The sequence below is a fragment of the Granulosicoccus sp. 3-233 genome (genome assembly GCF_052681095.1).
Map to the genome: position 1 here is coordinate 373,156 of NZ_JBQYLE010000004.1, position 26,099 is coordinate 399,254.

General features: G+C 58.5%; 21 protein-coding genes. 13 read left to right on the forward strand and 8 right to left on the reverse strand.

Features of this window, described 5'->3' with window-relative positions; translation table 11 throughout:
* Positions 1–155 precede the first annotated feature (155 nt).
* The 4 genes from ACUNV4_RS13575 to ACUNV4_RS13590 form a co-directional block, all read right to left on the reverse strand.
* On the reverse strand, positions 156–584 hold the full coding sequence (locus ACUNV4_RS13575; RefSeq protein ID WP_430879103.1) for a VOC family protein: 429 nt from the start codon (positions 582–584) through the stop codon (positions 156–158).
* Between the two features lie 56 nt (positions 585–640).
* The gene (gene ltaE / locus ACUNV4_RS13580) at positions 641–1,705 is read right to left on the reverse strand and encodes a low-specificity L-threonine aldolase (protein WP_430879104.1); all 1,065 of its coding nucleotides are present in this window, start codon (positions 1,703–1,705) and stop codon (positions 641–643) included.
* Between the two features lie 75 nt (positions 1,706–1,780).
* Positions 1,781–2,503 carry a thiamine diphosphokinase gene (locus tag ACUNV4_RS13585; protein ID WP_430879105.1) on the reverse strand — a complete coding sequence of 241 codons (723 nt, stop codon included), beginning with the start codon at positions 2,501–2,503 and terminating at the stop codon, positions 1,781–1,783.
* Positions 2,504–2,505: 2 nt separating this feature from the next.
* The gene (locus ACUNV4_RS13590; RefSeq protein ID WP_430879106.1) at positions 2,506–3,765 is read right to left on the reverse strand and encodes a lysozyme inhibitor LprI family protein; all 1,260 of its coding nucleotides are present in this window, start codon (positions 3,763–3,765) and stop codon (positions 2,506–2,508) included.
* Between the two features lie 168 nt (positions 3,766–3,933).
* On the opposite strand from ACUNV4_RS13590, the gene ACUNV4_RS13595 reads away from it, so the two are divergent.
* The 6 genes from ACUNV4_RS13595 (at position 3,934) to ACUNV4_RS13620 (ending at position 12,268) form a co-directional block, all read left to right on the forward strand.
* Complete coding sequence (locus ACUNV4_RS13595) at positions 3,934–5,988, forward strand: OmpA family protein (protein WP_430879107.1); 2,055 nt, start codon at positions 3,934–3,936, stop codon at positions 5,986–5,988.
* A gap of 20 nt (positions 5,989–6,008) precedes the next feature.
* Positions 6,009–6,725, forward strand: coding sequence for a hypothetical protein (locus tag ACUNV4_RS13600; protein ID WP_430879108.1), 717 nt, complete (start codon positions 6,009–6,011; stop codon positions 6,723–6,725).
* 25 nt (positions 6,726–6,750) lie between these two features.
* Positions 6,751–7,377 carry a DsbA family protein gene (locus ACUNV4_RS13605; protein ID WP_430879109.1) on the forward strand — a complete coding sequence of 209 codons (627 nt, stop codon included), beginning with the start codon at positions 6,751–6,753 and terminating at the stop codon, positions 7,375–7,377.
* Between the two features lie 110 nt (positions 7,378–7,487).
* Positions 7,488–9,161, forward strand: coding sequence for a DUF1800 domain-containing protein (locus ACUNV4_RS13610; protein ID WP_430879110.1), 1,674 nt, complete (start codon positions 7,488–7,490; stop codon positions 9,159–9,161).
* Positions 9,162–9,216: 55 nt separating this feature from the next.
* Complete coding sequence (locus tag ACUNV4_RS13615) at positions 9,217–10,578, forward strand: DUF1501 domain-containing protein (protein ID WP_430879111.1); 1,362 nt, start codon at positions 9,217–9,219, stop codon at positions 10,576–10,578.
* Between the two features lie 901 nt (positions 10,579–11,479).
* A complete protein-coding gene (locus tag ACUNV4_RS13620) occupies positions 11,480–12,268 on the forward strand; it encodes a hypothetical protein (RefSeq protein WP_430879112.1) in 789 nt (262 codons plus the stop codon).
* Between the two features lie 20 nt (positions 12,269–12,288).
* Here ACUNV4_RS13620 and ACUNV4_RS13625 read toward each other — a convergent pair whose 3' ends face one another.
* The gene (locus ACUNV4_RS13625; RefSeq protein ID WP_430879113.1) at positions 12,289–12,627 is read right to left on the reverse strand and encodes a tRNA-binding protein; all 339 of its coding nucleotides are present in this window, start codon (positions 12,625–12,627) and stop codon (positions 12,289–12,291) included.
* Between the two features lie 316 nt (positions 12,628–12,943).
* On the opposite strand from ACUNV4_RS13625, the gene ACUNV4_RS13630 reads away from it, so the two are divergent.
* Positions 12,944–13,630 carry an OmpA family protein gene (locus ACUNV4_RS13630; RefSeq protein ID WP_430879114.1) on the forward strand — a complete coding sequence of 229 codons (687 nt, stop codon included), beginning with the start codon at positions 12,944–12,946 and terminating at the stop codon, positions 13,628–13,630.
* Positions 13,631–13,955: 325 nt separating this feature from the next.
* Here the strand turns inward: ACUNV4_RS13630 and ACUNV4_RS13635 are convergent, their stop codons facing one another.
* Positions 13,956–15,740, reverse strand: a complete 1,785-nt coding sequence (locus ACUNV4_RS13635) for an SLC13 family permease (protein ID WP_430879115.1) — start codon at positions 15,738–15,740, stop codon at positions 13,956–13,958.
* 109 nt (positions 15,741–15,849) lie between these two features.
* On the opposite strand from ACUNV4_RS13635, the gene ACUNV4_RS13640 reads away from it, so the two are divergent.
* The 5 genes from ACUNV4_RS13640 to ACUNV4_RS13660 all read left to right on the forward strand — a co-directional run bounded on the left by ACUNV4_RS13640 (position 15,850) and on the right by ACUNV4_RS13660 (position 22,126).
* Positions 15,850–16,935 carry a hypothetical protein gene (locus tag ACUNV4_RS13640; RefSeq protein ID WP_430879116.1) on the forward strand — a complete coding sequence of 362 codons (1,086 nt, stop codon included), beginning with the start codon at positions 15,850–15,852 and terminating at the stop codon, positions 16,933–16,935.
* Positions 16,936–17,040: 105 nt separating this feature from the next.
* Positions 17,041–17,907 (forward strand): glycosyltransferase family 2 protein, encoded by an 867-nt coding sequence (locus tag ACUNV4_RS13645; RefSeq protein ID WP_430879117.1) that lies wholly within the window; start codon positions 17,041–17,043, stop codon positions 17,905–17,907.
* 74 nt (positions 17,908–17,981) lie between these two features.
* Complete coding sequence (locus ACUNV4_RS13650; protein WP_430879118.1) at positions 17,982–18,356, forward strand: DUF6164 family protein; 375 nt, start codon at positions 17,982–17,984, stop codon at positions 18,354–18,356.
* Between the two features lie 431 nt (positions 18,357–18,787).
* A complete protein-coding gene (locus ACUNV4_RS13655) occupies positions 18,788–20,236 on the forward strand; it encodes a family 16 glycosylhydrolase (RefSeq protein ID WP_430879119.1) in 1,449 nt (482 codons plus the stop codon).
* A gap of 342 nt (positions 20,237–20,578) precedes the next feature.
* On the forward strand, positions 20,579–22,126 hold the full coding sequence (locus tag ACUNV4_RS13660; protein WP_430879120.1) for a hypothetical protein: 1,548 nt from the start codon (positions 20,579–20,581) through the stop codon (positions 22,124–22,126).
* 18 nt (positions 22,127–22,144) lie between these two features.
* Here the strand turns inward: ACUNV4_RS13660 and ACUNV4_RS13665 are convergent, their stop codons facing one another.
* On the reverse strand, positions 22,145–22,735 hold the full coding sequence (locus tag ACUNV4_RS13665) for an HNH endonuclease (RefSeq protein WP_430879121.1): 591 nt from the start codon (positions 22,733–22,735) through the stop codon (positions 22,145–22,147).
* Positions 22,736–23,007: 272 nt separating this feature from the next.
* The gene (locus ACUNV4_RS13670) at positions 23,008–24,846 is read right to left on the reverse strand and encodes an ABC transporter ATP-binding protein (protein ID WP_430879122.1); all 1,839 of its coding nucleotides are present in this window, start codon (positions 24,844–24,846) and stop codon (positions 23,008–23,010) included.
* 248 nt (positions 24,847–25,094) lie between these two features.
* Between ACUNV4_RS13670 and ACUNV4_RS13675 the strand changes: the two genes are divergently transcribed.
* Positions 25,095–26,000: a LysR family transcriptional regulator gene (locus ACUNV4_RS13675; protein WP_430879123.1), complete on the forward strand. Its 906-nt coding sequence runs from the start codon at positions 25,095–25,097 to the stop codon at positions 25,998–26,000.
* Positions 26,001–26,099 lie beyond the last annotated feature (99 nt).

The following is a 26,099-nucleotide window of genomic DNA, read 5'->3' on the forward strand; positions in this document are numbered from 1 at the left end:
CCTCACGCCTCACGCCTCACGCCTCACGCCTCACGCCTCACGCCTCACGCCTCACGCCTCACGCCTCACGCCTCACGCCTCACGCTTCACGCTTCACGCTTCACGCTTCACGCGCCTGCAGATCATTCATTGCAACGCAACGTCAACACAAGAGATCAGGCAGCAAACAACTGCGAGTCATCTGCAAATGCCTTGAACTCCAGTGCATTTCCGGACGGGTCGAGCAAAAACATCGTGCGTTGCTCACCGACCTCTCCTGCAAACCGGACCCGAGGCTTGATGACCCAGCGTGTGTCCTCTCTGGATTCCAGCCGAGCCCGCAATTCATCAAACTGTTGCAAGGTCAGTACGACGCCGAAATGCGGTACCGGCACGGCATCTCCATCGACTGCATTGTTGATCCTGCCACCGGCAGCACGGGACTCATCCAGGTGTGCCACGATCTGATGGCCGTAAAGGTTGTAGTCGATCCAGTGGGTGTCTTCTCGCCCTTGTGGACACGCCAGAACCTCGCCGTAGAAAGCGCGGGCGGCTTCCAGATCATGCACGGGAAAAGCCAGGTGAAACGGTCTGATTGCACTCATCGATTGTTACCTCTCATCAAATGCCAATGATACTGCATCGCTGAAGAAAGCAGCCTTCAATCCACTGCCTTGGCACGAGGATGAGCCACACTCTCCCGCGCAGGGAATTGTCGGATGACTTCCACCACCCGATCAAGATCTTCTCGGTCGACATCACAATGAGTCACCAGGCGACAGACGCGTCCGTAGGCGGACAGGCGAACACCAGAATCCCTGGCCCAGGCGGTCAAGTCCGCACCGCAATCCTGATCGAAGTCCAGCCAGACCATATTGGTCTGAGTCCAACCTTCCCTGATCGTGATGCCCGAGAGCCCGGTCAGACGTGCAGCCAGGTACTGTGCATTGTCATGATCCTCGTGCAGCCTGGCCAGCCCGTCGGTGAGGGCTATCTGCCCGGCAGCCGCCAGCATTCCGACCTGGCGCATACCACCGCCGGTGACCTTGCGCCAACGCCGAGCCTCTTCAATGAAAGCCTGATCACCCAGCAACAGGGACCCGACTGGCGCACCCAGCCCCTTGGACAGACACAGGGAAACGCTGTCAAAGCACTGCGCAATCTCTCTCAGCGAGACCCCGAGACGCACCGCGGCATTTCCTATCCTGGCACCGTCCAGGTGCAACTTCAATCCATGCTCCCTGGCGAAGCTTGCAGCGGCACGCATACTGTCCACCGTCTGCACACGTCCGTGCTGCGTGTTCTCCAGGCACAGCAAACGACTTCTTGCAAAGTGAATATCGTTCTCTTTCAGTACCGACGCCACATCATCCAGATCGATACCACCGTTCTCGCCGAAGGGCACAGTCTGCGGTTGTATGCCACCCAGCGCCGCTGCACCACCACCTTCATACTTGTAGGTATGAGCATCCGCGCCAACGATGTACTCATCGCCTCGCTGACAATGAGTCAACAAGGCGACCAGATTGGACTGCGTACCGGTTGGCATGAACAGGGCAGCCTCGTGACCGAGCAGCTCCGCGGCAAATTCCTGCAAGGCATTGACAGTCGGATCATCCCCGTAAACATCGTCACCGACCTCCGCATTGGCAATGGCCGCCCGCATCCTTGCACCGGGCCTTGTCACAGTATCGCTTCGCACATCGATCATCTTGCTGGCGTTCATTCTCGGTCTCTGGTTTTCTGTCTCGACACAAATGCGCTTGCGCACGACTCATGGATTGTCACTCACCGCGACCTGTCAGTCTTCGATGAACGCCGAATCCCTGTTGATCAAGACCAGCAAGGTACCACTGGAAATACTGACTCGCACCTGCTCGCCATCAATCTCATTGCTCAAACCCAGCGTACTGCCGATCTCCAGTGTCGCATCTTCCAGTGCATATCGAAGGCCCTGCGTAGTAACTCCGGTGGAACGCGCCTTGGCCAGCAGGCTGAGAGTCTGGCCTCGACGGGTCTCCAGCTGGCATTCATCCCGCCCCTGAAGTACATGACAGCAAGTCGTGCCATCGAGAAGCACCAGCCTGAACGGCCATTGACGTAATGCCGGTAACGACCAGTTGAACAGCATGTGATCAGTCCGCCCACCCGAGACTCCGAGAATGTTCACCTCCGACAGCGACTCTTCCGCCAGCAACTGCAGAGCAAGCTCCAGATCACTGGCAGCCTTGCTCGCTGGATAGACGTGTCGTGGAATATCTGCAAGCCTGGATTGGTTCAGCGTTTTTTCGTCGACACTATCGAAATCACCGATCAGCAGTGAAGGCTCCAGACCGGCGGCCAGACAATGCTCCAACCCGCGATCGACACAGATGATGCGGTCATGAGCACCGGGGGCAAATACCGGCAAATGCTCTGTTGAAAATTCACCACCGGCGAACACCCAGGCACGTGCCACATCGCGGGCCTGTTCCTCGATGACCCTGTCGCAATCGTTGTACTCCGGCATTGCATTATCAGACAAGATCACAGCCCGCCATTGCGAATGAAATCATCGGCAAAGGTAATGGCCTTGGTTACGCCAAGCAGCGAACCGCTATAGCGATCACCCACTTCATCGTCCAGTGACGCCAGCACTTCCACGCTCAGCTCCGTCCCCTTGATCATCGTCGGCAATATCTGCTCATCGAGAAAGGGGCTGGCCGGCACCAGCTGACGTGTACCGGTCTGATCAACCCGAATCTCCGAGCCGACGATATCACCGAACTTCATGCTGTCAACCGACCAGAGAATACGTGCGGGCTGATCGATCTCGCGTTCGCTGAAGAATACCTCAAGCGTCGTTGCCTGTTCTTTCTGTCGAATCATGGACAATGATGCAACAGGCAACGCCTGTCCACCATCGAGGTCCACCTTCAGACGACATCCACGGATGCCGCCCGAATCAGCGCAGTCGACCAGCCAGTCACCAAAATAGGCAATCAACTGCTCCTCGGTATCGTCGGGTGCTGCCGGGGGCAACTGCACCGGCAGATCACTGGCTGTCGACACGGTTGCAGCGGGGGCAGGCTCCGCTGCAGTCTGCCGCAGAGCCTCGCCAGGCAGCTGGCAATCGGACTCGGTAGGAACACGCAGATCGACAACCGCCTCGAGCTCGAACACGCCCTGATGACCTTCAGGGCCCTGAGCCTCTTCATCCATGGTTCCTGCAAACGTGGCATACAACACCTGCAAGTCACTACTGGCAACCGACAGGTATTGTTGCTGTGCCAGCCCCACCTGATTGTCATCACCTTCCAACCAGTATCGACTGGCTGACCCACAAGGCTGAAAGGAGTTGCGCTCGGCCCCGTAAACATAGAATCCGTTGACGATCGGCTGCTGCCCATCATTGCTTCGCAGCAGCGCCTGCAGCTCCGACAATCGCTGCTGAGACATGTTGGACAGGCAGTTCTTTGCGATCTGTTCCGCCTCGGCACGAGGCGAGGAGAACTCCAGATACCACAGACAATTCTGCCGCCGGTATTCAACGAAGGCTGCCTGCGAAGTCTCCAGTCCGGCTCGTGCCTCCCCATCCAGCGAGCTGGCAACATACTCCGTTATGTTTCTCAGACTGCTGTCCATCAGGTCGAGGTAATTGTCCATGCAATTGTGGATGTCGTCATAACGGGGCGACAGGGCAATGCACTCTTCCAAGGCATTGTATTCCTGTGCCCGCGATTCACTGCCACCAGCGAGCACCAGCAGGGGGATGCTCAGAGCGACAAACAGTCCTCGGTAAAGCATGGGCGTCTCGACTATGGCCTGTGAAAGGTTCGATCCTACCGAATCGCAAGACGGAATGCCTCACCGGCACACGGGTGTGACGAAAAACAGGCACTGTCATGCCATATGCAGTCTGTATAATCATTTGTCTCGATAACCTGATACTCGACCTGGATCGGCTCTGAACTCGTGATCAACCGGACACATCTGAGAGCCCAGCACGGCTCGACAATCGCCTGGGTCATATTCTGGCTGGCAGGAATGTCCGCTATTGTCTGGGGCAGTGCAACCATCGCCTTGCCGCGCTTCGAGCACAAGGTTCAGGGCAATGTGGAGCGCTCCATCGCCGCATTGGATGCCTCCGCGGTCTCGGTCAAGGTTACCGGACGGCAAGCCAGCCTGAGCGGGACGGTGAACGATGCCGAAACCAGAGAAGCCCTGCTGCACGCGGCCGCTGAATCCCCTGGCGTCAACTCGGTCAATGATCTGCTGACCGCGCCTGCCGACAACGGATCGTCGCAGCCTGCAACCAAGCCTCTCGCCCCCGATGCAGACAGACTGGCGCTCATGCTGCCACCGGAAGATGTGGGTGATGATTCAGACAACGTACAGCATGAGCGGGCTGATCTGCCAGGTGAAGAACCAGAGAACCTGAGCAGCGACACCTCTGCCCCAGTGGAAGTCATCGCAATGAATGCCAGTGACGACGCAGCAACTCCGGACTTGCTGTCACCATCCTCGGCGGAACCCGACAGCCTGCCTTCCATGACCCTGCGAGTCGCCGGGAACATCCTGGCGGTCAATGGCACCATGTCGACCAGTGACAACCTCACGGAGCTGGTACGCCAGGCCATGGACGCCTTCGATCTGGATGTTGTCAGCAACAGCATAGAAACCAGTCCATCGGTCGGCAAGGCCGAATGGGTCGATTCCATCTTGCGTGTTGCCCCACTGATGCGGGTGGTGGACAATCCGCAGATCGAGGTGCTGGAACGACAGATCACGCTCTCCGGCACGGCCCATAACCGTCAGGATCACGACGCCATCATCAGTGAAGCGCTGGCATCACTGGGACAGTTTTCGTTGGTTGAACGAATTCGTATCGATGAAAGCAAAAGCACGGAAACAGTAGCATCCGCGGAAACGTCGCCAATCGACCCACCTGCTGCGTCAAATCCGGTAGAACCCGAAGTCCCCGCTGAGCCTGAAGCCCCACCGGTGCCTGAAGCCCCACCGGTGCCTGAAGCCCCGGCAGAGCCCGACGCCCCGCCAACGCCTGACGCCCCGGCAGCGCCTGAAGCCCCGGCAGCGCCTGAAGCCCCGGCAGCGCCTGAAGCCCCGGCAGCGCCTGAAGCCCCGGCAGAGCCTGAAGCCCCGGCAGAGCCTGAAGCCCCGGCAGAGCCTGAAGCCCCGGCAGAGCCTGAAGCCCCGCCAGCGCCTGAAGCCCCGGCAGCGCCTGAAGCCCCGGCAGAGCCTGAAGCCCCGGCAGAGCCTGAAGCCCCGGCAGAGCCTGAAGCCCCGGCAGAGCCTGAAACCCCGCCAGCGCCTGAAGCCCCGGCAGAGCCTGAAGCCCCGGCAGCGCCTGAAGCCCCGGCAGCGCCTGAAGCCCCGCCAGTGCCTGAAGCTCCGCCAGTGCCTGAAGCTCCGCCAGTGCCTGAAGCTCCGCCAGTGCCAGAAACCCCGGCTGAGCCAGAAACCCCGCCAGCGCCTGACGCCCCGGCAGCGCCTGAAACCCCGGCTGAGCCTGAAACCCCGGCTGAGCCTGAAGCCCCGGCTGAGCCTGAAGTCCCGGCAGAGCCTGAAGCCCCGGCAGCGCCTGAAGCCCCGGCAGCGCCTGAAACCCCGACAGAGCCTGACGCCCCGGCAGAGCCTGATCCCGCCAGTTCCGATGACAACTTGCAGCAGGCTATGGCGGCCTTGCCCAGCCTGCGCATCCTGTTCGAGTCACAATCCAATATCCTGACACCAGACAGCCGCGTGGTGCTGGATCAGATTGCGGCCACTCTCATCCGCTTCCCCGACAGCCAGGTGACCATCGAAGGACATACGGACGCCACCGGCGACAACGAAGACAATCTTCGCCTGAGTCTGCTTCGCGCCACCACGGTTCGCGACTATCTTATCGATAGAGGCGTCTCGGTCTACAATCTGCGCGCAATGGGCTTCGGAGAAGAACTTCCGATTGCTGACAACAGTACAGCCGAAGGTCGAGCCGCCAACCGCCGAATCGACTTTACCTTCTGATGCAACCGATATCGATACTCATGAATCAGATCCTGCCCCTGCTCAACCTGTATTCGGAATTCATCGCTTGTCTGGTTGCAGCTGGCGTATTGAGTCTGTTCAGCGGCTGGATGATGCACAGATCGCGAGCCTCGAAGAAGCTTGCATCCACAAACGACTCCTGGGAAAAGCGCTATCGTGCGCTGGAAGAAGTCTCGCGGGTGGATTCGGAGAATCTGGAAGAACAGCTGCAGAGCCTCGCCGGTGAGACTCGTACCCTGCAGGCGGACAAGAAGCTGCTTGCGGAATCGCTGAAGAAGAATGAAAGCAGCATTCAGAAATTTCGCGCTGAAACCATCGAATTGAATCGGCAACATGCAGAAACACAGGAACGTCTGCAGCGAATCATTCAACAGAAGGATCGTGAACTTCTGGAACTGGGGAACCGCCTCAATCAGTCGCGGACCACAAGCAGTCGGCAGCAAGGCAGAACCCCGGATAGCGGTGAACTGACTTACGCCGATACGGTTGCCATCAACAGTATCGACATGTTCGATGCCACCGTGCAGATACCGGCAGAGGACATGCTGGGAAAACGCGACAAGCCCACCTCCAGCTGGAAACCCGGCCGCGGACGCCTTGCGGAATTCGAGCACGAGTCCGACGCCACCCAGTCGCTTGACATGGAAGAGTCCACCGTCGCCCTCGATGAGGAGGCATTGGCGTTCGCCCGACGATCAAGCAAATCCGGTCACTGAAGCAACAACAACCATCAAGCAGACCATGAGCAGCACTCTATATTATGTTCACGATCCCATGTGCAGCTGGTGCTGGGGCTTCAAACCTGCGCTGGATGAACTGTTGAAGGGCCTGCCCGACTCGGTACGGGTGCAACGCATACTCGGTGGACTTGCCCCGGATAGCGACCAGCCAATGCCGGAAGCCATGCAGCAGATGCTGCAACAGACCTGGCAGCAGATTCAGTCGGTGATTCCGGGAACGTCATTCAACTACGACTTCTGGACCAGAAACCAGCCACGACGTTCAACCTGGCCCTCTTGCCGAGCCGTACTGGCAGCACGTCGGCAGAATGAGGCATTCGAAGTGCCAATGATCCTTGCGATACAGCGCGCTTACTATCTGGATGCACGCAACCCCTCGGACACGCAGACACTGATCGACATTGCCACTGAAATCGGTTGTGACGCTGATGGTTTCTCCGAGTATCTGCACAGCGAAGCAGCTCACCGGGAACTGGAAACCGAGCGGAACATGGCTCAGCAACTGCAGGTCCAGGGATTTCCCAGCCTGATCTACAGGAATGATCGCAATCAGTTGTACCGCATCCCGGTAAACTACAACCAGGCAGCCCAGATGCTGGAACAGATCACACAGGCAAACGCTGCCTGAGTCACATCACGGCTGCAACTTGGCCAAACACTTCACAGCGCTGCCATACATGATCAGCGATTTCCTCTGCCCTGCCGCTAGTAACATCGTAACTGGTGTAGACCGCGGGCATGAGAATAACAAGAAAAGGCGTCCTACTCGTCAGCAGCCTGTTTCTGCTGACTGGCTGCGGAGGTGGCAGCGGTACTGAGGCACTGTACAGCAAGGAGCCGGCGAGCGCGCCAGCACTTCCTGCCAGTGAAGTGGCCAATGCCGTGGCAGATGGCCCGCTGAGTCCCACCGAAGCCTTTCGTTTGCTGGAACAAGGCACATTCGGGCCACAGCTGGATGACATCATGACAGCCGGTGAAGAAGGTCCGGAATCGTGGATCAACCGACAGATGCAGATGCCCGCCACCTTTCTCGGCGACGGACTGCGCAAGGCCAATAGCGACCGCTGGAACGAATACGTCAACGTCTGGTGGCGACATGCGATCCAGGCCGACGATCAATTGCGGCAACGAGTTGCATTTGCACTGAGTCAGATACTGGTGGTATCAGCCCACGATGGCCTCAGTGAAGAGCAGTTCGGACTGGCGAACTATTACGACATTCTGCTGCGACATGCCTTTGGCAACTACCGTGACCTGCTCGAGGAAGTCACCTTGAACCCCGTCATGGGTGAGTATCTGAGCATGAAGGGAAATCGCAAGCCCGACACTGCCGAGAATATTCATCCTGACGAAAACTACGCCAGGGAGCTACTACAGCTGTTCAGTATCGGGCAGGTGCTGCTGAACAACGATGGCAGCGCACAACTCGATGCCGATGGCGTCCCCTTGCCAGCCTATGACCAGCACACCATCGAGGAATTCGCGCGAGTCTTCACTGGCTGGCATTTCGCCAATGCGGAAGACTTCCGCTGGCCGAAGAACAAGGACTATCTCTCTCCCATGGTGGCCTGGCCCGACTACCACGACACCGACCCCAAGACTCTGCTCAACGGCGTCACCCTGCCAGCTGGCCAGAGTGCACGGCAGGATCTCGACGGCGCGCTGGACAATATCTTCAGTCATCCCAATGTTGCCCCCTTCATTTCTCGTCAACTGATACAACGCCTTGTCACCAGTAACCCCAGTCCCGGCTACGTCCGGGATGTCGCCGCGGTATTCAACCGTAATGCAGCCGGGGAACGCGGGTCGCTTGGCAGTGTCGTCAAGGCCATCCTGATGCACAGGGAAGCCAGAGAAGGGCATCTGGACAACCCTGCGACCTTCGGCAAGCTCAAGGAGCCGCTGCTGCGCGTAACACAATTGTGGAGAGCATTCGAACCCGACACCATTCACTATGACTTCAACTACGGGTGGGTCGGCAATGAACTGGGGCAGTCTCCACTGAATTCCCCGTCGGTCTTCAATTTCTTCCGGCCGGATTTCAGCCAACCGGGGGAGATCAGGAATCTGGGCATGGTATCTCCCGAATTCGAGATACTGGATGAATCCTCGATCATCACGGCAACCAATCGCCTGCTGGCCAACACGCTCTGGTCACACAACTACAAGAACGATGCTGATGCAACCCGTATCGCCATCGACATCAGTCGGGAAATGGTTCTGGAAGTGGACTTCGACCTGCTGTTGGACCATCTGGATCTGCTGTTGCTCGGCGGCAGAATGACTGACGAGCTACGCTCGGAAACCGTGCAACTGATGAATCAGCGGAATTACAACGGCGCTGCATCGCAACGCGTTGTGGAGGCCATTTTCCTGATTGCCTCATCACCGGAAGCGGCCATCCAGCAATGAGACAACAAGACAAGGCGTACACCCTGCCAACTACTCGGGAGCTTTTCCAGCAGCCATGAACCACTATTCTCGCAGACGATTTCTCAAGCTGGGCTCGCAGACACTGGCTGGGGCCGGCCTGGCTCTGGGTGCTCATCCGGCCCTGACACTGGCCAAGGCTGCCGATTCCGGTGCGCAACCATACGAGGATTATCGCGCACTGGTCTGCGTCTATCTGGAAGGGGGCTGCGACGGCTTCAGTCTCATGGTTCCAACGGGCTCCCATGAACATCAGGAGTATGCGGCATCACGCGGTCAGCTTGCCATACCTCGCAACCAGCTTCTCGAGCTGCAGGGTGGTCAATCCGCTCTCGGCCTGCATCCGGCTGCCGAACGACTGCAAGCATTATTCGACGATGAGAAGCTGGCAATGATTGCCAATGTTGGCACTCTGGTTGAACCGACATCCAGAGAACAGTATATGAACAATGAAGTCGATGTGCCGGCCCAGTTGTTTTCTCACAGTGATCAATCCATACAGTGGCAACAACTGCAAGGCCGTGACCGATCCACCGAAGGCTGGGGTGCAAAGTCTGCGGAGTACCTGTCCGGTTCGCAAGAACGCGACTATCTGACCTCGATCTCTCTGGCAGGGTCGAACTACTGGCAATCCGGCGCTGGCCAGCGCCCCTTTTCGCTCACCGAATCCGGCGTGCTGCAATACCAGGGCATGGACGGCAGCAACGACTGGCAGCAACCTCGACGCGACGCGTTCGAGCGAGTGATGAACATTCCAAGGCATCATGTCTTCACGAAAGCCTACGCGGACTTGCAGAAACGCGCGATGAGTATCACGACCGAACTTGGCCAGGTGCTGGACGGAAATGCCGGTCTTTTCAGTGATCAGCCTGCAGACAACACACTGGCACAGAAGCTGAACATGGTGGCACAGCTGATTGCGGCACAAGACCAGCTTGGCCTGCGACGGCAGATATTCTATGTCAGCATGCGTGGCTTTGATGTTCACGATAATCAGAGTCTCGAGCAGCCCAGGCTGTTCTCGGAGCTGACTGAGGCTTTGTCATTTTTCCAGAACAAGATCGACATGCTCGGCATGGGCCAGCACGTCACTACATTCACGGCTTCGGATTTCGGCAGATCACTGCTGTCCAATGGCGATGGTACAGACCATGGTTGGGGTAACCATCTGATGGTCATGGGAGGTGCCGTGAAGGGCGGTTCCATCTACGGTCAACTGCCCAGCCTGGAACTTAACGGTCCCGACACAGTGCATAATGGCCGTATTCTGCCCTCCACCTCGGCAACTCAGTATGCAGCCACGCTGCTCCGCTGGATCGGCCTCGATGATGCCGCCAGGCATGAAGTGTTGCCCACACTGAGAAATTTCTCCGAACACGATCTGGGGTTCTTCGCCTGACGTCTGACAGGCTGTGTGACGTCGACAACCGACAGCCCTTTCGCCGACCAGTCGTGATTCGAGAGTCATGCCGTAATGGCGTCGATCTGCATTCACGGGTTTGCTGGTGTCGGCTGATGTGTTCTTTCTGACCTGCACTTTCTATCCTGCACTGTCTAACCTGCACTGTCCGACCTGCACTGTCCGACCTGCACAGTCCGACCTGCGCTGTCCGACCTGCACTGTCTGACCTGCACTGTCTGACCTGTTCTGTCTGACCTGTTCTGTCTGACCTGTTCTGTCCAACCTGCACTGTCCAACCTGCACTGTCCAACCTGCACTGTCCAACCTGTTCTATCTGACGTGTTCAGGCTGACCATGCCTGGCGACCGCCCTGCACTCGACAACTCTGCGCTCCAGCCAGCAGTGCTGAATCGCCCGCCGGAGTTGCAATGTCAAGATCAGGCAGGCCGGCCTTGACTCTGTCTGCCAAACATTTGACTCCCGTTGGGTTCGCCAGTCCGTTTGATCCAATCTTCGCCATTTGAATCGGTTTTCCCAGCCAGACAGTGCGAAGGAGCTTTGCCTGTGTGGATACGTTACATCGCATGGCATCCCGGACAGTGACGTGACAGAGTGTTACATGGAACCGACTGTACCCTTGGATGTCAAAGGTCATGCTGTCGGCGAAAATCGGTAACATGATCTGGCTGCAGGATAACGCGCGAGCCTGACCTTAGGAACAGGAATGCCCGGAAGTTCCACATCCCCGGACGACTGGATTTACAATACAGAGGGTCCGCAAGCGTTTCCGCACCTCACCGGGTTCGGATGCACCAGGATCGGATCCCGGCTTCGGCAAGTCAATCGGAAGAACAAACCTGACAATTCAGACGCAATGACGAACACAACCAGGCAGACAATGAAACGACCAATGCGCCAGACCTGGCATGCAATGGCCGTAGTCTGTCTGCTGGTATCCAGCCTTGTTCCGGCAAGCGTTCATGCTCTGGAATTCCAGTGCGAACTCAATGGCGACATCCGCTACCTGAGGGTCGACATCCCCGGCGAAAATCACCTGTGCGAAGTCAGCGTCAAATACGAATACACCGGCGAACGCAAGGTGATGTGGAACGCCCAGAACGACTCTCTCTTCTGTTCGGCCAGAGCCTATGAACTGAGTGAGAAGTACCAGAATCAGTGGGGTTTCAATTGCGCGAAGTGGCCGGACCATGACGGTATCGACAACCTCTCTCCCTCGCAGCGGGCCATTGTCGACGTTCAGTTGAAACAGCTCATCAGTGAAGGCGAGAATGCCGAGGAGCCCTTCACGGTAACGGCGGTCAAGGCTGTAACCAGCACACTGCTGGATCAGGTACCGGGCACTCTGGCGCTGCAGTACTTCCTGTCCGATGGCAGTGACAGGACTCAGGTAATCGCCGATGACAAGAGCCAATGGACCGTGTTCGCCACCATCGACGATCTGGCTGCACACATTACAGGGAGTGCGACAATCGACAATGCGCTGATTTCATCCATCAGCGATAGCGGGGCGCTGGAAGTCCTGACCACAGTCGCCACCAGCACACCGGGTCAGACTTGTCATGGCAAGCAGATTCTGATGACCAGCAACACGGGCACACTGGAGCCTCGTTCAACTCACCGGTTTGTCTGCAAGGCAGATACAGTGAGCCTCAACCAGAACGACTGACACCTTCGCACACGACAGACTCAGCTGAGTCGCGTGCCATTGGGGACTGCCTGCTCAGGTGAAACCAGAACAATGGCTCCATCTTCTCGTGCCATGCCGGTCACCAGACATTCCGACATGAAGGGGCCGATCTGCTTTACCGGAAAATTGACGACTGCCATGATCTGCTTGCCAAGCAGAGATTCGCGATCGTAAAGCTCGGTGATCTGTGCACTCGAACGCCGAGTGCCGATCTCGTCACCGAAGTCGATTGTCAGCTTCCACGCAGGGCGCCGTGCTTCCGGAAACGCCTGTACGTCGATGATGGTGCCGGCACACAGCTGCACCCGTTCAAAATCACCCCACTGAATCTGTTCCATCTCTCCATCAATCTCATTGCCGTGCGCAACGCACATCACAAGACAGATGATAGCAAGCGCACGCTGTGCTCACGTAGTGCAGAGCAGCTCAAGTTTTCCTTCAACAGCCGGGCTGCAGGGCTCGACTTCACCTTCCCTGTGCCGACATAACCCCTGTACACCGAAGAACAGCGCCCTCTCTCCAGGCACCGCGATCTGGTAGATCCGGACGGACTCCGAACTGGAAGTTCCGAGGCTACCCGGCCCGCCTGGCAGGCTCCAGCGCATGCTCGATTGTCGATCTCCACAAGAACACGAATATCACGAGATAACGCACATGAAACCATTCAACGCCACACTTGTCGCAGCGACAGCATCCATCCTGTTGATCAGCGGCTGCGCTACCGATGATCCAAATCGCCGTGCCAAGGCAGGTGCAGCCATAGGTGCTGTTGCGGGTGGTGTACTGGGCCACCAGGTCAATGACAAGAATGGACGCTACGCCGGAGCCGTCGTTGGCGCGCTCACCGGGGCTGCAGTAGGCAACTACATGGACAAGCAACAGCGCAAGCTGGAAGAGAGCCTGGAACAGGAGCGTCGCAACAAGCAGATCGAAGTCACTCGCATCGACGAAGACACACTCAAGCTGGAAGTACGTAGCGAAGCCTCGTTCGACGTCAACAGTGCCCGGGTCAACGACAAGTTCCGCAGCAGCCTGGAGGCCATGGCCGATGTCATCGGCGAGTATGACAAGACAGCCGTCCACGTCATTGGCCACACCGACAGCACAGGAACCGAAAGCTACAACCAGTCGCTGTCGGAAAAGCGCGCAACATCGGTCAGCCGCCTGTTCAGCGCCAACGGTGTGGATCGTTCGCGAATGCGCTTTTCCGGTCGTGGGGAAACCCTGCCTGTGGCAACCAACAGCACCAGCTCGGGCCGCAGCATGAATCGCCGGGTCGAGGTCTACCTGAAGCCGATCGTCGAAGGTCGGGAAGACGACGCGTTTCGTTCCCCCATCTGAGTCTCCACAGTGATCTGATTATCCCGACGCGTCGTCTGTCGGGTCGACGGGATGAATCACGGTGACCGGCATTCGCTGATGAGTCAGTCAGTGAATGCCGGTCATCGGCCTGCTCGTTCCTTGGCGAATCATTCGGCGAATACCGGTGATCGATCTACTCATTTCCTGAAGAAACACTCGGCGAATGCCGGTGATCGCTCTACTCATGTCCTGACAAATCGGTCAACGAATAGCGATCATCGGCTCGAAACCCGGCTGTCAGGACGGACACCGATGAGATTCCGGATTCCAACCTGGCACGCGAGGAATGCGCTGTGCAGTCTGCTCAACCGTGCAAGGGCCAGGCCCACAGAATGGCAGGCACGCTGATGACGGTGATCAGAATTTCCAGCGGTAGCCCCATGCGCCAGTAATCACTGAACTTGTAGCCACCGGGCCCCATCACGAGCGTATTGCATTGATGCCCGATGGGGGTCAGAAAAGCGCAGGAAGCCCCCACGGCCACGGCCATCAGAAAAGGGTCGGCATTGACACCCAGCGTGTTGGCCATGGCAATACCCAGCGGCGCCATGACAAGTGCCGTAGCTGCATTGTTGATGACATCCGACAACAACATGGTGACTACCAGTAGCAAGGTCAGAATCAACGGGATCGACAAGCCTTCGGTTACCTGGATGAGACTGTCCGCAACCAGCTGTGTCGTTCCCGACGTGGTCAGCGCATTGCCAACCGGAATCATGGCGGCAAGCAGAACGATGACAGGCCAGTCGATGTCATCATAGATCTGACGAGTCGTGAGAATACCGGTCAGCACATAGGCGCCGACGGCGAGTATGAAGGCGATCGGCAGCGTCACCACGCCGGCGATGCCCAGACCAATCGCCAGGGCGAAAATGCCACTGGCCAGGGCTATCTTGCGAGTACGATTCAGGTTGATCGGTCGTCGCATCAGCGGCCAGAGCCCGAGGCTGCCGAATTGCTGATCAACCGACTCACTATCGCCATGCAGCAGCAATACATCACCGGCCCGAAAGATCTGCTGCCGCAGCCGCTGTGTGACCGGACGACCTTGCCGGGCCAGCCCCACCAGAGCCAGCGTCCGCCCCGTCTGACGACGAATGAATTCCACACCCCGTCCGATCAGTGGCGAGTCATTGCGTACGACCCCTTCAGCCATGATCTCGTTATCCGGACTGGGCTGGATGAATGTCGGGGTTGCCGTGCTGCGAAGTTCCAGCCCATGCTGGTCCAGAAAGGCCTTGAGGTCGTCCGATCGGGCTCTCAGGATCAGGATGTCCTCTTCGGCTATCTGGTAACCGGCACGCACGGCTCGGGCAAAACGACGCTTGCCGGCAACCCCAATGACCTCCACATTGTCCTCATCCAGGCCGTCGACCTCTCCCAGCGTCTTGCCCAGCAAGGGCGAGCTGGCCGGCACCTGGGCCTCGGTGAGATAGACTCCGGCTGCCAGAGCACTGGCATCCTCCTTGTATTCCAGCCGCGCACGGGGGATGAGTCGCCAGCCCAGCAAGGTGATGAAGGCAAAACCGATGATGGCCACTGGCAGTCCGACCGGCGAAAAATCGAACATGCTGAAAGGTTCGCCGGACTCCTGAGCCCGGATACTGGCCACGATGATATTCGGGGGCGTACCAATCAGCGTCATCATCCCGCCGAGCAGACTGCCGAAGGCGAGCGGCATCAGTATCAGCGCCGGGGAGCGCTCGCGTTCCTGAGCCGTGGACAGGGCAATGGGCAGCATCAACGCCAACGCACCGACATTGTTCATGAACGCAGAGGCCACCGTCACAACCCCGGTCAAGGCGGCAATGTGCAGCACTGGCGTTTCGGTCAAATGGCTGATGCGGCTTGCCACCTCATCCACCACACCGGCGTTGCGCAATGCGCTACTGATGATCAGGACCGCCGCTACGGTCACGACGGCCGGATGACCGAACCCCTGAAAGGCCTCATCGGGCGACACGATGCCTGCCAGCACGGATGACATCAGGGCGAACATGGCAACAAGATCATAGCGCCAGCGGCCCCAGACAAAGGCCAGAAGCGTTACCAGCAGAATGCCGCTGATCAGGTATTGCTGACTGCTCATACGAAGAACTCGTTATTCAAGAAGATCAGATAGCACAGCTTTTGCATCATTCACTAATCGCGCCGGTTACTTGCGATTTGTTCCATAGAGTAAACCAGGTTCACACCCAATGACCCAAACAAACACGACCCTGCACGCCAGCGAGCTCGATGTAGATCTTTCAGACACCCATATCTTCGCCGGCCCCGCCCTCCTCGGGGTATTGGACACCCATATGACGCTCGACCCGAGCCAGCCGGGCAAACAGCATGGCCATCTGGTGCTGCCGTACTCCGTTGGCGCGGGGCTCGATCACCTGCGCCTGCCGGTGTGTTCGATTCGTGGCACGCGGCCAGGTCCGACCATCACGCTCATCGGCGGTGTGCACGGCGACGAATATGAAGGTGCACTGACACTGCAGCGTCTGGCGCGGGATCTGACGCCGGAATCGGTACATGGGTGTCTGCTGATCGTACCGGCACTCAATGGCGCTGGAATGGCAAGCGCTACGCGCTCGCTGCCCCAGACGGGGGAGGATCTGGATCTGTGTTTCCCCGGCGATCACCAAGGCACGTTGGGCGAGCGTCTGGCCAGGGAGGTCTTCGAGCGACTGATCCGGCCCGCCGAACTGGTCCTGGATCTGAGATCCGGCGGTCAGCGCCTGCAATTCGCGGCCTCTGCCGCAGTACGATCCATGGGTGTCCCAAACGGCAGCGGTGACGGGATCGGCGAAGCTGCCATGATTGCCTTCGGCGCCCCCAACAGCGTGAGGCTGCCAGCCAGCGCCGGGCGTGGCTGCCTTCAGGCCACGGTGGAAGCGGCTGGCAAGGCCTATGTGCAGAGCGAGCTCGGTGGTGGTGGTGGCTGCACTCGGCAGGCGCTGGAGATTGCCAGTGTCGGTTGCCGGAATGTGCTCCGCCATATGGGTGTCTTGAATGAAGAGGTGCAGCTGCGGGCCTCTCGCATGCTGGAGGTGCGTGATCATTCATTTTTCGTACATGCGCCGGTGGGTGGCCTGCTGGAGCCATTCACCCAGCCGGGCGGTGATGTCTGGCAGGGTGATACCCTGGCCTGCCTGGTGAATCTGGAGCAGTCAGCCGACGAACCCTGCCGCATTGCAGTTCCTCGAAACGGTGTCTTGCTGGCACTGCACCACGGCGGTCCAGTCCGGGCCGGCGAATTGATCGGCATTCTGGCTGACGAAGTCCAGCGCTGAACCGCCCCTGCTCGACCGGCATTCCACCCACGACCGGTCAGAATTGGCGGCAGATCCGCAGGAGGCCGTACACTAGCCCCCTTCCGCCATAACCCCGTTCTCCTCATGCCATCAGTCGCGACTACGCCCTCTTCGCGAAGCGTTTCGGTCATCATCCCTACCCACAATCGCTGGGAAAGCTTGCCGACGGCCATCGACTCTGTGCTGGCGCAGAGTGATCCGGTGCATGAACTGTTCGTGGTCGATGACGGTTCCACCGATGGCACCGCCGACAAGGTGAGGCAACACTACCCGACCGTGAAATTGATCTGTCAGCGCAATCACGGTGTGTCGCATGCGCGTAACCGGGCCATCGAACAGGCCAGCGGAGCCTGGATCGCATTGCTCGACTCGGATGATCGCTGGTACGCCGACAAGATAGCGCGTCAGCTGGATGCCTTGCAGGACTCTCCCCAACTGCGCCTGTGTCATTGTGACGAACACTGGTTGCGCAATGGCAAGCGAATCAATCCACGCCACAAACATCGCAAGCGCGGTGGTGAGATATTCGAACATTGCCTGCCTCTGTGCTGCATTTCGCCCTCGGCGGTACTGATTCATCGTAGCCTGTTTGCCGAGGTCGGGCTGTTCGATGAGGACTTGCCGGCGTGTGAGGACTATGATCTGTGGCTGCGCATCTGTGCCCGCGAGCCCGTACTCTACGTGGATGAGGCGCTGCTGGAGAAGACCGGTGGTCATGCCGACCAGCTGTCACAGCGCTACCCTGCAATGGACCAATACCGTCTGCAAGCACTGGCCAGTCTGCTTCGCAGTGCCCCACTGACACAGAATCAGAGACAGCAGGCGCAAGACATGTTCGAGCAGAAGCTGCGAATATTCTGCAACGGGGCACGCAAGCGTGGACGCGATGAAGCGGTCGCGTCCATGCTGCACATCTATACCGATCTGCTGGACCCAGCGCAGTTATACTGACCCCTGGTGAGCACCGTATTCGCCACAGGACTCATTGCAACCCTCCACGCTTCCATCAATCCACCCCATCGCCCATGTCAGCTCTTGTATTCCGTCTGCGCAATGTCCCCGAAGATGAAGCCGATGAGGTGCGCGCGCTTCTCAGTGAGCACGCTATCGACTGGTACGAAACCTCGGCGGGAAACTGGGGCATTGCCATGCCGGGTCTGTGGGTCAATGATGATTCGGACCTGCCTCGTGCCCGAGAGCTGATCAGTACCTATCAACGCGAACGCACTGAAACGCAGCGCCGCAACCATGAACTGGCAAAGCGCAATGGCGATGAGACCACACTGATACAACGCATCACCGAGCAACCGTTGAAGGTCGCCGGCATCGTTCTGTTCTGCCTGTTCATTCTGTACATCTCGATCAATCCGTTCCTGCGACTGATCGGCTACGGACTGTAGTTTCACTTTAATGAGCGCCCAGGCTTCGCCACACTCGGTACTTCCGACGGTCCCCGTGTAACCTCCGGGCGGCGCCCTTTCGGCGCTGTAATACAGGTCGACAACACCTTATCGCAAGTCCTGCTCTGCATTGATGAATGCCCCACACCGTATGGCTCCCGGCCCGGTGGAGCAAGGATGGAGGGTACCCACTGACAATCCCGATGAACGACGGCGAGCAGCCTCAGCGCATCCGGATGCGCGGTTTTTTAAGGTTCGATTCAGCTTTCCCCGACTAGTCTGGCCCCGCTTCTGCAACGCGCAGCTGCAGCTCCGGCCATCGGGAATCCTCTCTGATTGTTCCACCTGTCCGGAGACAGGGACGACGCAGCGGTGCCAGGACAGCCCCTCCTCGCCATCATCACGTTCACCAGCAACCATCAAGAATGCCCATGAGAATTCCGTCCCTGGCTCTAGCGCTTCTCGGAGCGCTCAGCACGTTTGCCCATGCCGACAATCAGCGCCCCTCGACGGTCAGTAACGTCCAGGCCGGTGCAGTATCGACAACAGCCATCAGACTCACCTGGAACACTCCCTGGGACAACGTGGGCGTTGACGGATTCAACATCTATCGCAACGGCGACTACTACAACACGATATTCAACGCGACCAATTTCATCGATACGAATCTGTCGCCAGGCACCCGTTACGAATACTCCGTGGTGGCCTTCGACAAGGCCAGAAACTATTCCACCCTGTCCTTGCCTTCCGCGGCAACCACCAGCAGCACCGGCAGCAATACCAGTCTGGCCACTGGCGCAGCGCCCCCTGCCAGCGCACGGGAAACCGGGAATGGTACACCTGCTGCACCTGCCAACCTGCGGGCCGAGGTGCAGGGCTCTGACAGCGTCAGACTGGAATGGAGCGCCCCTGGGGGCAGCGTTTCCGGATACAACCTCTACCGTGACGGGCGCTACCACAAGACTGTCAGAGGACGTACCGACTATGTGGATTCCGCGCTGAGCCCGGGGCGTGAATATCGTTGGCGGGTGGTGGCATTCCTGGGGCAACGCTTTTCCCTGAAGTCGAATGAAGTGCGGGCCAGCACCGAGAGTGAATCCGCCGTCGTGGCGGTCGCAGCCACGGCAGCCGAAGCCCATTCCGGCGTGCCTGCCGGTTATCAGCTGGTGTTCAATGACGAGTTTCGTGGTAACAAGCTGGACGACTCGAAGTGGTCAAGTCGTTATCGATGGGGACCGTCGCACACCATCAACAACGAGCTGCAGTACTACGTCGACTCACAGAGTGACTCGGGTTTCGGGTACTCGCCCTTCACCTTCGATGGCGAGAACCTCATCATCAGCGCCATACGAACTCCGTCCCATCTGAAGAGCAAGGCCAACAACAAGAGCTACCTGTCCGGCGCCATGACAACCTACGGCAAATTCAGGATGCGTTATGGCTACGTCGAAATGCGCGCCCGTCTGCCAAGGGGCCAGGGTCTGTGGCCTGCCTTCTGGCTGCTGCACAACCATGACAACGGCATTCGTCCCGAGATTGATGTCGTCGAGATGCTGGGAGATCAACCGGCTGTCGTGTACCAGACTTACCATCACTACAACAATCGCAACCTGCGATCCACACCCAGCCATGAGGTCTGGGGTACGGATTTTTCCGCCGGCTTTCATACTTATGGCATGCGCTGGGAGCCGGGACGCATCACCTGGTATGTCGACGGTGAAGCCCGTAATGCCTATGCCAACAACAACGTCTCGGCCGAGGACATGTACCTGCTGGTCAATCTGGCCATCGGTGGAGCCTGGGCAGGCAGCCCGGATGCCAATACGCCTTTTCCTGCCAGGCTCACCATCGACTACATTCGGGCCTACAGTGGCGACTGAGCTCCTGTAGCCAGACGGACCGGGGGGAAGCTGAAACAACCGAGGGACTGACGCAGGCCCGGCGAGCGGTCACAACCGAAGGACTGGGGGCTCGAAAATTGGAAGCAATGGAGCACCGATGCAAACCGAGAGTCCAGTGAGGGATGGCCGCTGACACGGACCGGATGAGGAGAGGCAACCGGAGGGCTGACGCAGGCGGGGTGCGCCGCAAGGATTGACGAACTGACCTGGACAAAGCCCGGCATGAAACGCGCAAGTCAGGCACGATACTTCTGATCTGTGACATCGATTCAGAAGTTAAGGTACGGTAGCGATACACTGCAAAGAAAAAAGACCCTCAACATGTCGTTGCTGCCTTTGCGTCTGTTTCAACCAATACCGGTCCTCACCCCGGCCTGCCTGTTGCCGGCTGCGGCCCCTGCCCGGCGACATCAGTCGAACAGGCTGATTCTCTCTGTGTGCGCAGCCCTGTTACTGGCCGGTTGTCAGAGCGCCCGGCAGCCTGGAACCCCTGGCGACATCTCCATCGACCGAACCAGCAGAGATGCCTTCGCAAGCTCGGCGTCCGATACTGCCTTTCATCATTCAGGACAGGTTGACCAGCAGACGGCCCTGTTGCCCTGGACGGATACCATTCATCCCTTGTATCTGAAAGCCCGGGCACTGGTAGAACGCGAGCTGGATGCCGATCTGCGCAATGTGCAGTTGTTGCTGGTGGACGATGCACCGATCAATGCAGAGGTCAATCGGGAAACTCGCCGACTGGTGAACGAGCAGTTCGGCACCTCCACCTTTGCCGATCACTTTCTCAGTCGTGTCATGGACACACAATCGGGTACCTACGCTGCCCTGTTCACGGCTCGATTGAAGGCTGTCATGGTGAGCCGCAGCATGCTCGCCAGCTATGAGAAATCACTGCCAGAGGATGCTCGAATTCGCCAGGCGGCTCTGCTGACATTGCTGATACATGAACTGGTCCATGCTGCCGATGACCAGCGTTACCGCATTCACGAAAACCGGGCCCTCAATTTCAGAGCCTCCTTTGCGCAATCCGCCACCTTCGAAGGTCACGCTCAGTGGGTCACTCGAAGGATCTGCTCGTACAGCGACTGTCTGCAAGGGCTCGAAGCGCTGGACAACTTCATGTTCAGTCGCGTCGAGCAATCCAATCAGCTGACGCAGCCGGTCGAGGCCATCAGTCGCAATGTGCTCGAGTATTCCTATGTCGAGGGCGAACGCTTCATCACCAGGCTGGCCGAGCGCGAAGATGGTCATCGTCTGATTGATGCCTTGCTGAGCAAGCCGCCCTACGACCCCATCCAGATTCTGGCGCCGGAAACCTACCCCGATCTGCTGCGCCAGCAACGTAACAGTCGCCTGATACGAGCCAGCCTCGACGTCGACCACCCCTGGGTGAGGGATCAATGGATCGGCGTGGAGACATCACCTCTGAAGGGCGTCAATCTGCGCGCCGACCCTTCTCGCCGACAAGCAGCCGTTGACGGTTTCACGCGCCTCATAGAAGCCATGGTAGCCATGCAGCTGTACGATCGTGGTCGTCCGGACTCCAGCCCCATGGAGGTCACCTTGCTGCAGGCAGAATCCGCCAATACGGCACGGCTGTTTGCCCGCACCCTGCACGAGAACAGTCAGCTGGCGGGCACCCATATCGAAGAGGAGCCCTTGCGCATCAATACCGGCGCAGGGAATGTGCAGTCACAGATGAGCATGCATGTCTTTCGCACCACGGTAGACAGCGACAGACCATTTCGAACAACGATTGGTGTCTCCGGCAACTATGTGGTTCAGATCGCGGGCGTGGCAACGCATTCAGAGCCCCTGGATGACTATGCCATCCGCGTGTTGCTGAACCTGCAATTACCGCGTTGACGACCTTTCATTGCCGAATCAGGTACGGCGGCGCAATTTTCCCGGTTCGATATCGCCAGCAAAGGCACTGCCATTTGCCGAGAACCTGGCCTTGAGAAACTCCATCTGGTCAGCCAGTACATCCCTGTTGGACAGATAGAAGTATTCATGCCGGTTGGGGGCGAAGGGCACAGCCAGCAACTGCATGTTGGCCTGCTCGGGCGTCAGGTCTCCCTTGCGGTTATTGCAGCGTCGACAAGCCGTCACACAGTTTGTCCAGAGGTCCCTGCCACCTTTCGACGTCGGTATGACGTGATCCCTGGACAGCTCCCTGGCAGGAAACTCGACACCGCAGTACATGCACATCATCTGATCGCGGGCGAACAGCAGACCATTGCTCAGTGCAGGTGTGAACTGGTGATTGTCCACCTTGCCATCGCAGGCAATGATGCTTGGCAATTCCAGACTCGAGCGAATTCCGGACTTGTTATACCCCCCTCGGACAGTGTGAATGGTTGCTCCGATACTCCAGATAACCTGTTCCTTTACAAGCAGTGTGGCAGTCTCCTGCCAGCTGAGCCAGGCAATGGGAGTACCGGCCTTGTTCAGGCGCAGTACTTTGCTGTTCATGGTCAGTTCGTCGTGGCCGTCGTCCTCCTGTTCGTCTTTGTATACCACAATCGTTGTTAACAGGCGATGACCAGCGAACCTGCTTCTGTACGTCGCTGAGTCCGGCATCAACGAGAGACAACGCCGTGGTGGCTGCATGAGGTGCCATCGCAAGTGGGTGTCTGGTGATGATCAGCGGGGACCGGATGTGGTGTCTGCTACCAGTGGCCGGATTGGTTCATGGGTGTCTGGTTGTGCCTGGTGGGAACCGAGATGTGGGTGTCTGCCAGGAATTACTGGTCGCCGAGGAAGCCGCCGGACTGGCGGTTCCAGAGGCGGGCGTAGAGGCCGTTCCGCGCGATCAGGTCGGTGTGGGTGCCGGTTTCGACGATGCGGCCGTGCTCCAGTACGATCAGCTTGTCGAGGGCGGCGATCGTCGACAGGCGGTGTGCCACGGCGAGTACGGTCTTGCCTGTCATCAGCTCGACCAGCTTTTCCTGGATGGCCGCTTCCACCTCGGAGTCCAGTGCCGAGGTGGCCTCGTCCAGTACCAGAATCGGCGCGTCCTTGAGCAGGACCCGCGCGATGGCGATACGCTGGCGCTGGCCTCCGGAGAGCTTGACGCCACGCTCACCGACGTAGGCATCCAGACCGCGACGCCCCTGTGGATCGGTCAGCCCCGGAATGAAGCTCATGGCCTCCGCCTGTTGCGCCGCCCGCACGATCTGCTCATCCGTGGCACCTGCCCGGCCATAACGGATATTGTCGCGAATCGAGCGATGCAGCAGGGAGGTATCCTGAGTCACGACGGCAATCGATTCACGCAAACTGTCCTGCGTGACCGTACGGATGTCCTGCCCGTCAATGAGAATCCGTCCGCTGTCCACGTCATGAAACCGCATCAGCAAATTCACCAGCGTCGACTTGCCTGCCCCTGAGCGACCGACCAGGCCGACCTTCTCTCCTGGCAGGATCTCGAAGTCGAGCCCCTCGACCACGGAAGCCTGTCGAGCCTCCGGTTCATAGGCGAAGTCAACCTTGTCGAACACGATACGACCCTGTGAGACCTGCAGTGAGACCGCATCGCTGGCGTCGGTCACTGCCAGAGGCTGCGATATCGTCGGAATGCCGTTCTGCACCGTACCGACGTTCTCGAACAGAGAGGTGATGGTGCGCAGTACCCGCCCCGACATCTGATTGAGTCGCAGCACCAGACCATTGGCCACGGCAATTTCGCCAACGCTGATCATCCCGTGCATCCACAAGGCGATCGATGCGATGGCCATGATGCCGATCAGCAGGGTGTTGAGCGTGGTCAGCGTGACGGTCATGGTCAGGATGGCCCGCATCAGAACCCGAAAGGCCAGGGTATGACGCTGCAGCCGTTCACCGGCATGTTCCGACTCCAGCGAATGGTGGGCGAACAGCTTGACGGACTGGATGTTGGTGTAACTGTCGACCACGCTGCCCATCAATGCCGCATTGGCTTCCGACAGGCGTGCCGACTTGCTGCGAACCGGCGGCACCATGAACACGACCACGGCACCGTAGGCCACCGACCACAGCAGCATCGGGATCAGCAGATAATGGTTGATGTCGGCAAACAGGATCAGGGTACCGGCCAGATAGATGAGCAGTGTCCAGGCGCCGTCCACGATGTTGACAACGGTCTCGCGCACCGCATGACCCGTCTGCATCACTTTCTGCGCCACTCGCCCGGAAAAGTCGTTCTGGAAGAAGGTCATGCTCTGCTTCAGAACGTAACGGTGGTTCTGCCAGCGCGTGGCGTTGGTGATACCCGGTGCCAGTGCCAGATTGATGATGGCGCGACTGCTCAACTGGGTGAGCGGACGCACCAGCAGGGCCACAATGGCCATCCATAGCAGAGCCGTGCCATGTGTGTCGAGAAAGGCCGAAGGCTCGGTACTCCCCATCCAGTCCAGAATGCGTCCCAGATAGATGTACACATACAGTTCACTGAGCGCCGCCACACCCGACAGTGCAAGTGTGGCCAGCAGCACATGACGCACGGGATACAGAAAGAAGCGGAAGAACGCCAGCGTTTCCTCGGGCGGACGCGATGCCTCCCGGGCTTGCAAGGGGTCAACCAGCGATTCGAAGAAGCGGAACACGGTGTCGATTCTGTCAGGGCAATGCAACAGGGTAACGCTACAGCTCTGCCTGCCGATACCCTTGTCAGGGTGTCATTCGAGAAAAAGCCACCCAATATTGCCCTTGGCAACCACGTTTATTCGTTCTTCTCTCATGTCTTGTGCCTGTGTCCGGTATGCTAGGGCAATAAGCGAGAATATTGGCTTGACGATCGGCCGCAATTCTTGATAAAAGACAGACAACTGTGAATATTTAGCACAAATCAAGTATGGATAAATACACTGAGATGTTGGTGTTCTCGAAAGCTGCCGATATGGGCAGCTTTTCTGCAGCCGCACGAGAGCTCGACTTGACCCCTTCCGCCGTCAGCAAGCTGATAACCCGGCTTGAGGATCGGCTTGGCGCACGCCTGTTCCAGCGCACGACCCGCAAATTGAGCATGACGGCCGAAGGCCATGCCTTCAACGACCGTTGCGGGGCCATTCTGGATGAAATCAAGCAGGCCGAAGATGCGGTCATGGCCTTGCATGACAAGGTCAGTGGCACCCTGCGCATCACCACTGTCTCGGCCTTCGCCAGATTGCAGATGATCAAGCTGATGCCCGAGTTCATGGCGCAGTTTCCGGATCTGCGCGTCGAACTGGAGTTGACCGAACGCGAAGTCGACCTGGTGGGAGAAGGTGTCGATGTGGCGCTGGTACTCAGCGATGGCCTCACCGATGAATCACTGGTTGCCCGGCGTCTGACAGTCAACAAACGCGTTATCTGTGCCTCTCCCGAATATCTGTCGAAGCATGGCACACCACAGACACCGGAAGACCTGTTGAACCACAACTGCCTGACTCACTCGGCCATTCATCACTTCAATGACTGGGAGTTCTCCACACCGGACGGCGTTCGCGTGCAGCGAGTGAAAGGCAACTTCCACACGAACAGTGCCTCGGCACTGCACGAAGCGGTCAAGGCCGGTATCGGTATTGCTCGCCTGGCCTCCTACGTGGTTCAGCCATCTCTGGAAAAGGGAGTGATCGTGCCCCTGCTGCAGGAACACACGGTCGACAGCTCGACCATCCAGCTGGTCTACCCGCACCGCCGTCACCTGAGCAACAAGGTTCGGGTCTTCACCGACTTCATGGTCGCCAAGTTCACACCCAATCCACCCTGGGAACGCTAGACCCTCACGTCAACACCACGAGCCCCGGAATGGAGTCCGGTGGCCGTGTCGCTCGGATCAGACCGACCTCTTCGCGCCTGTCACCGGACGCGGCAGTAC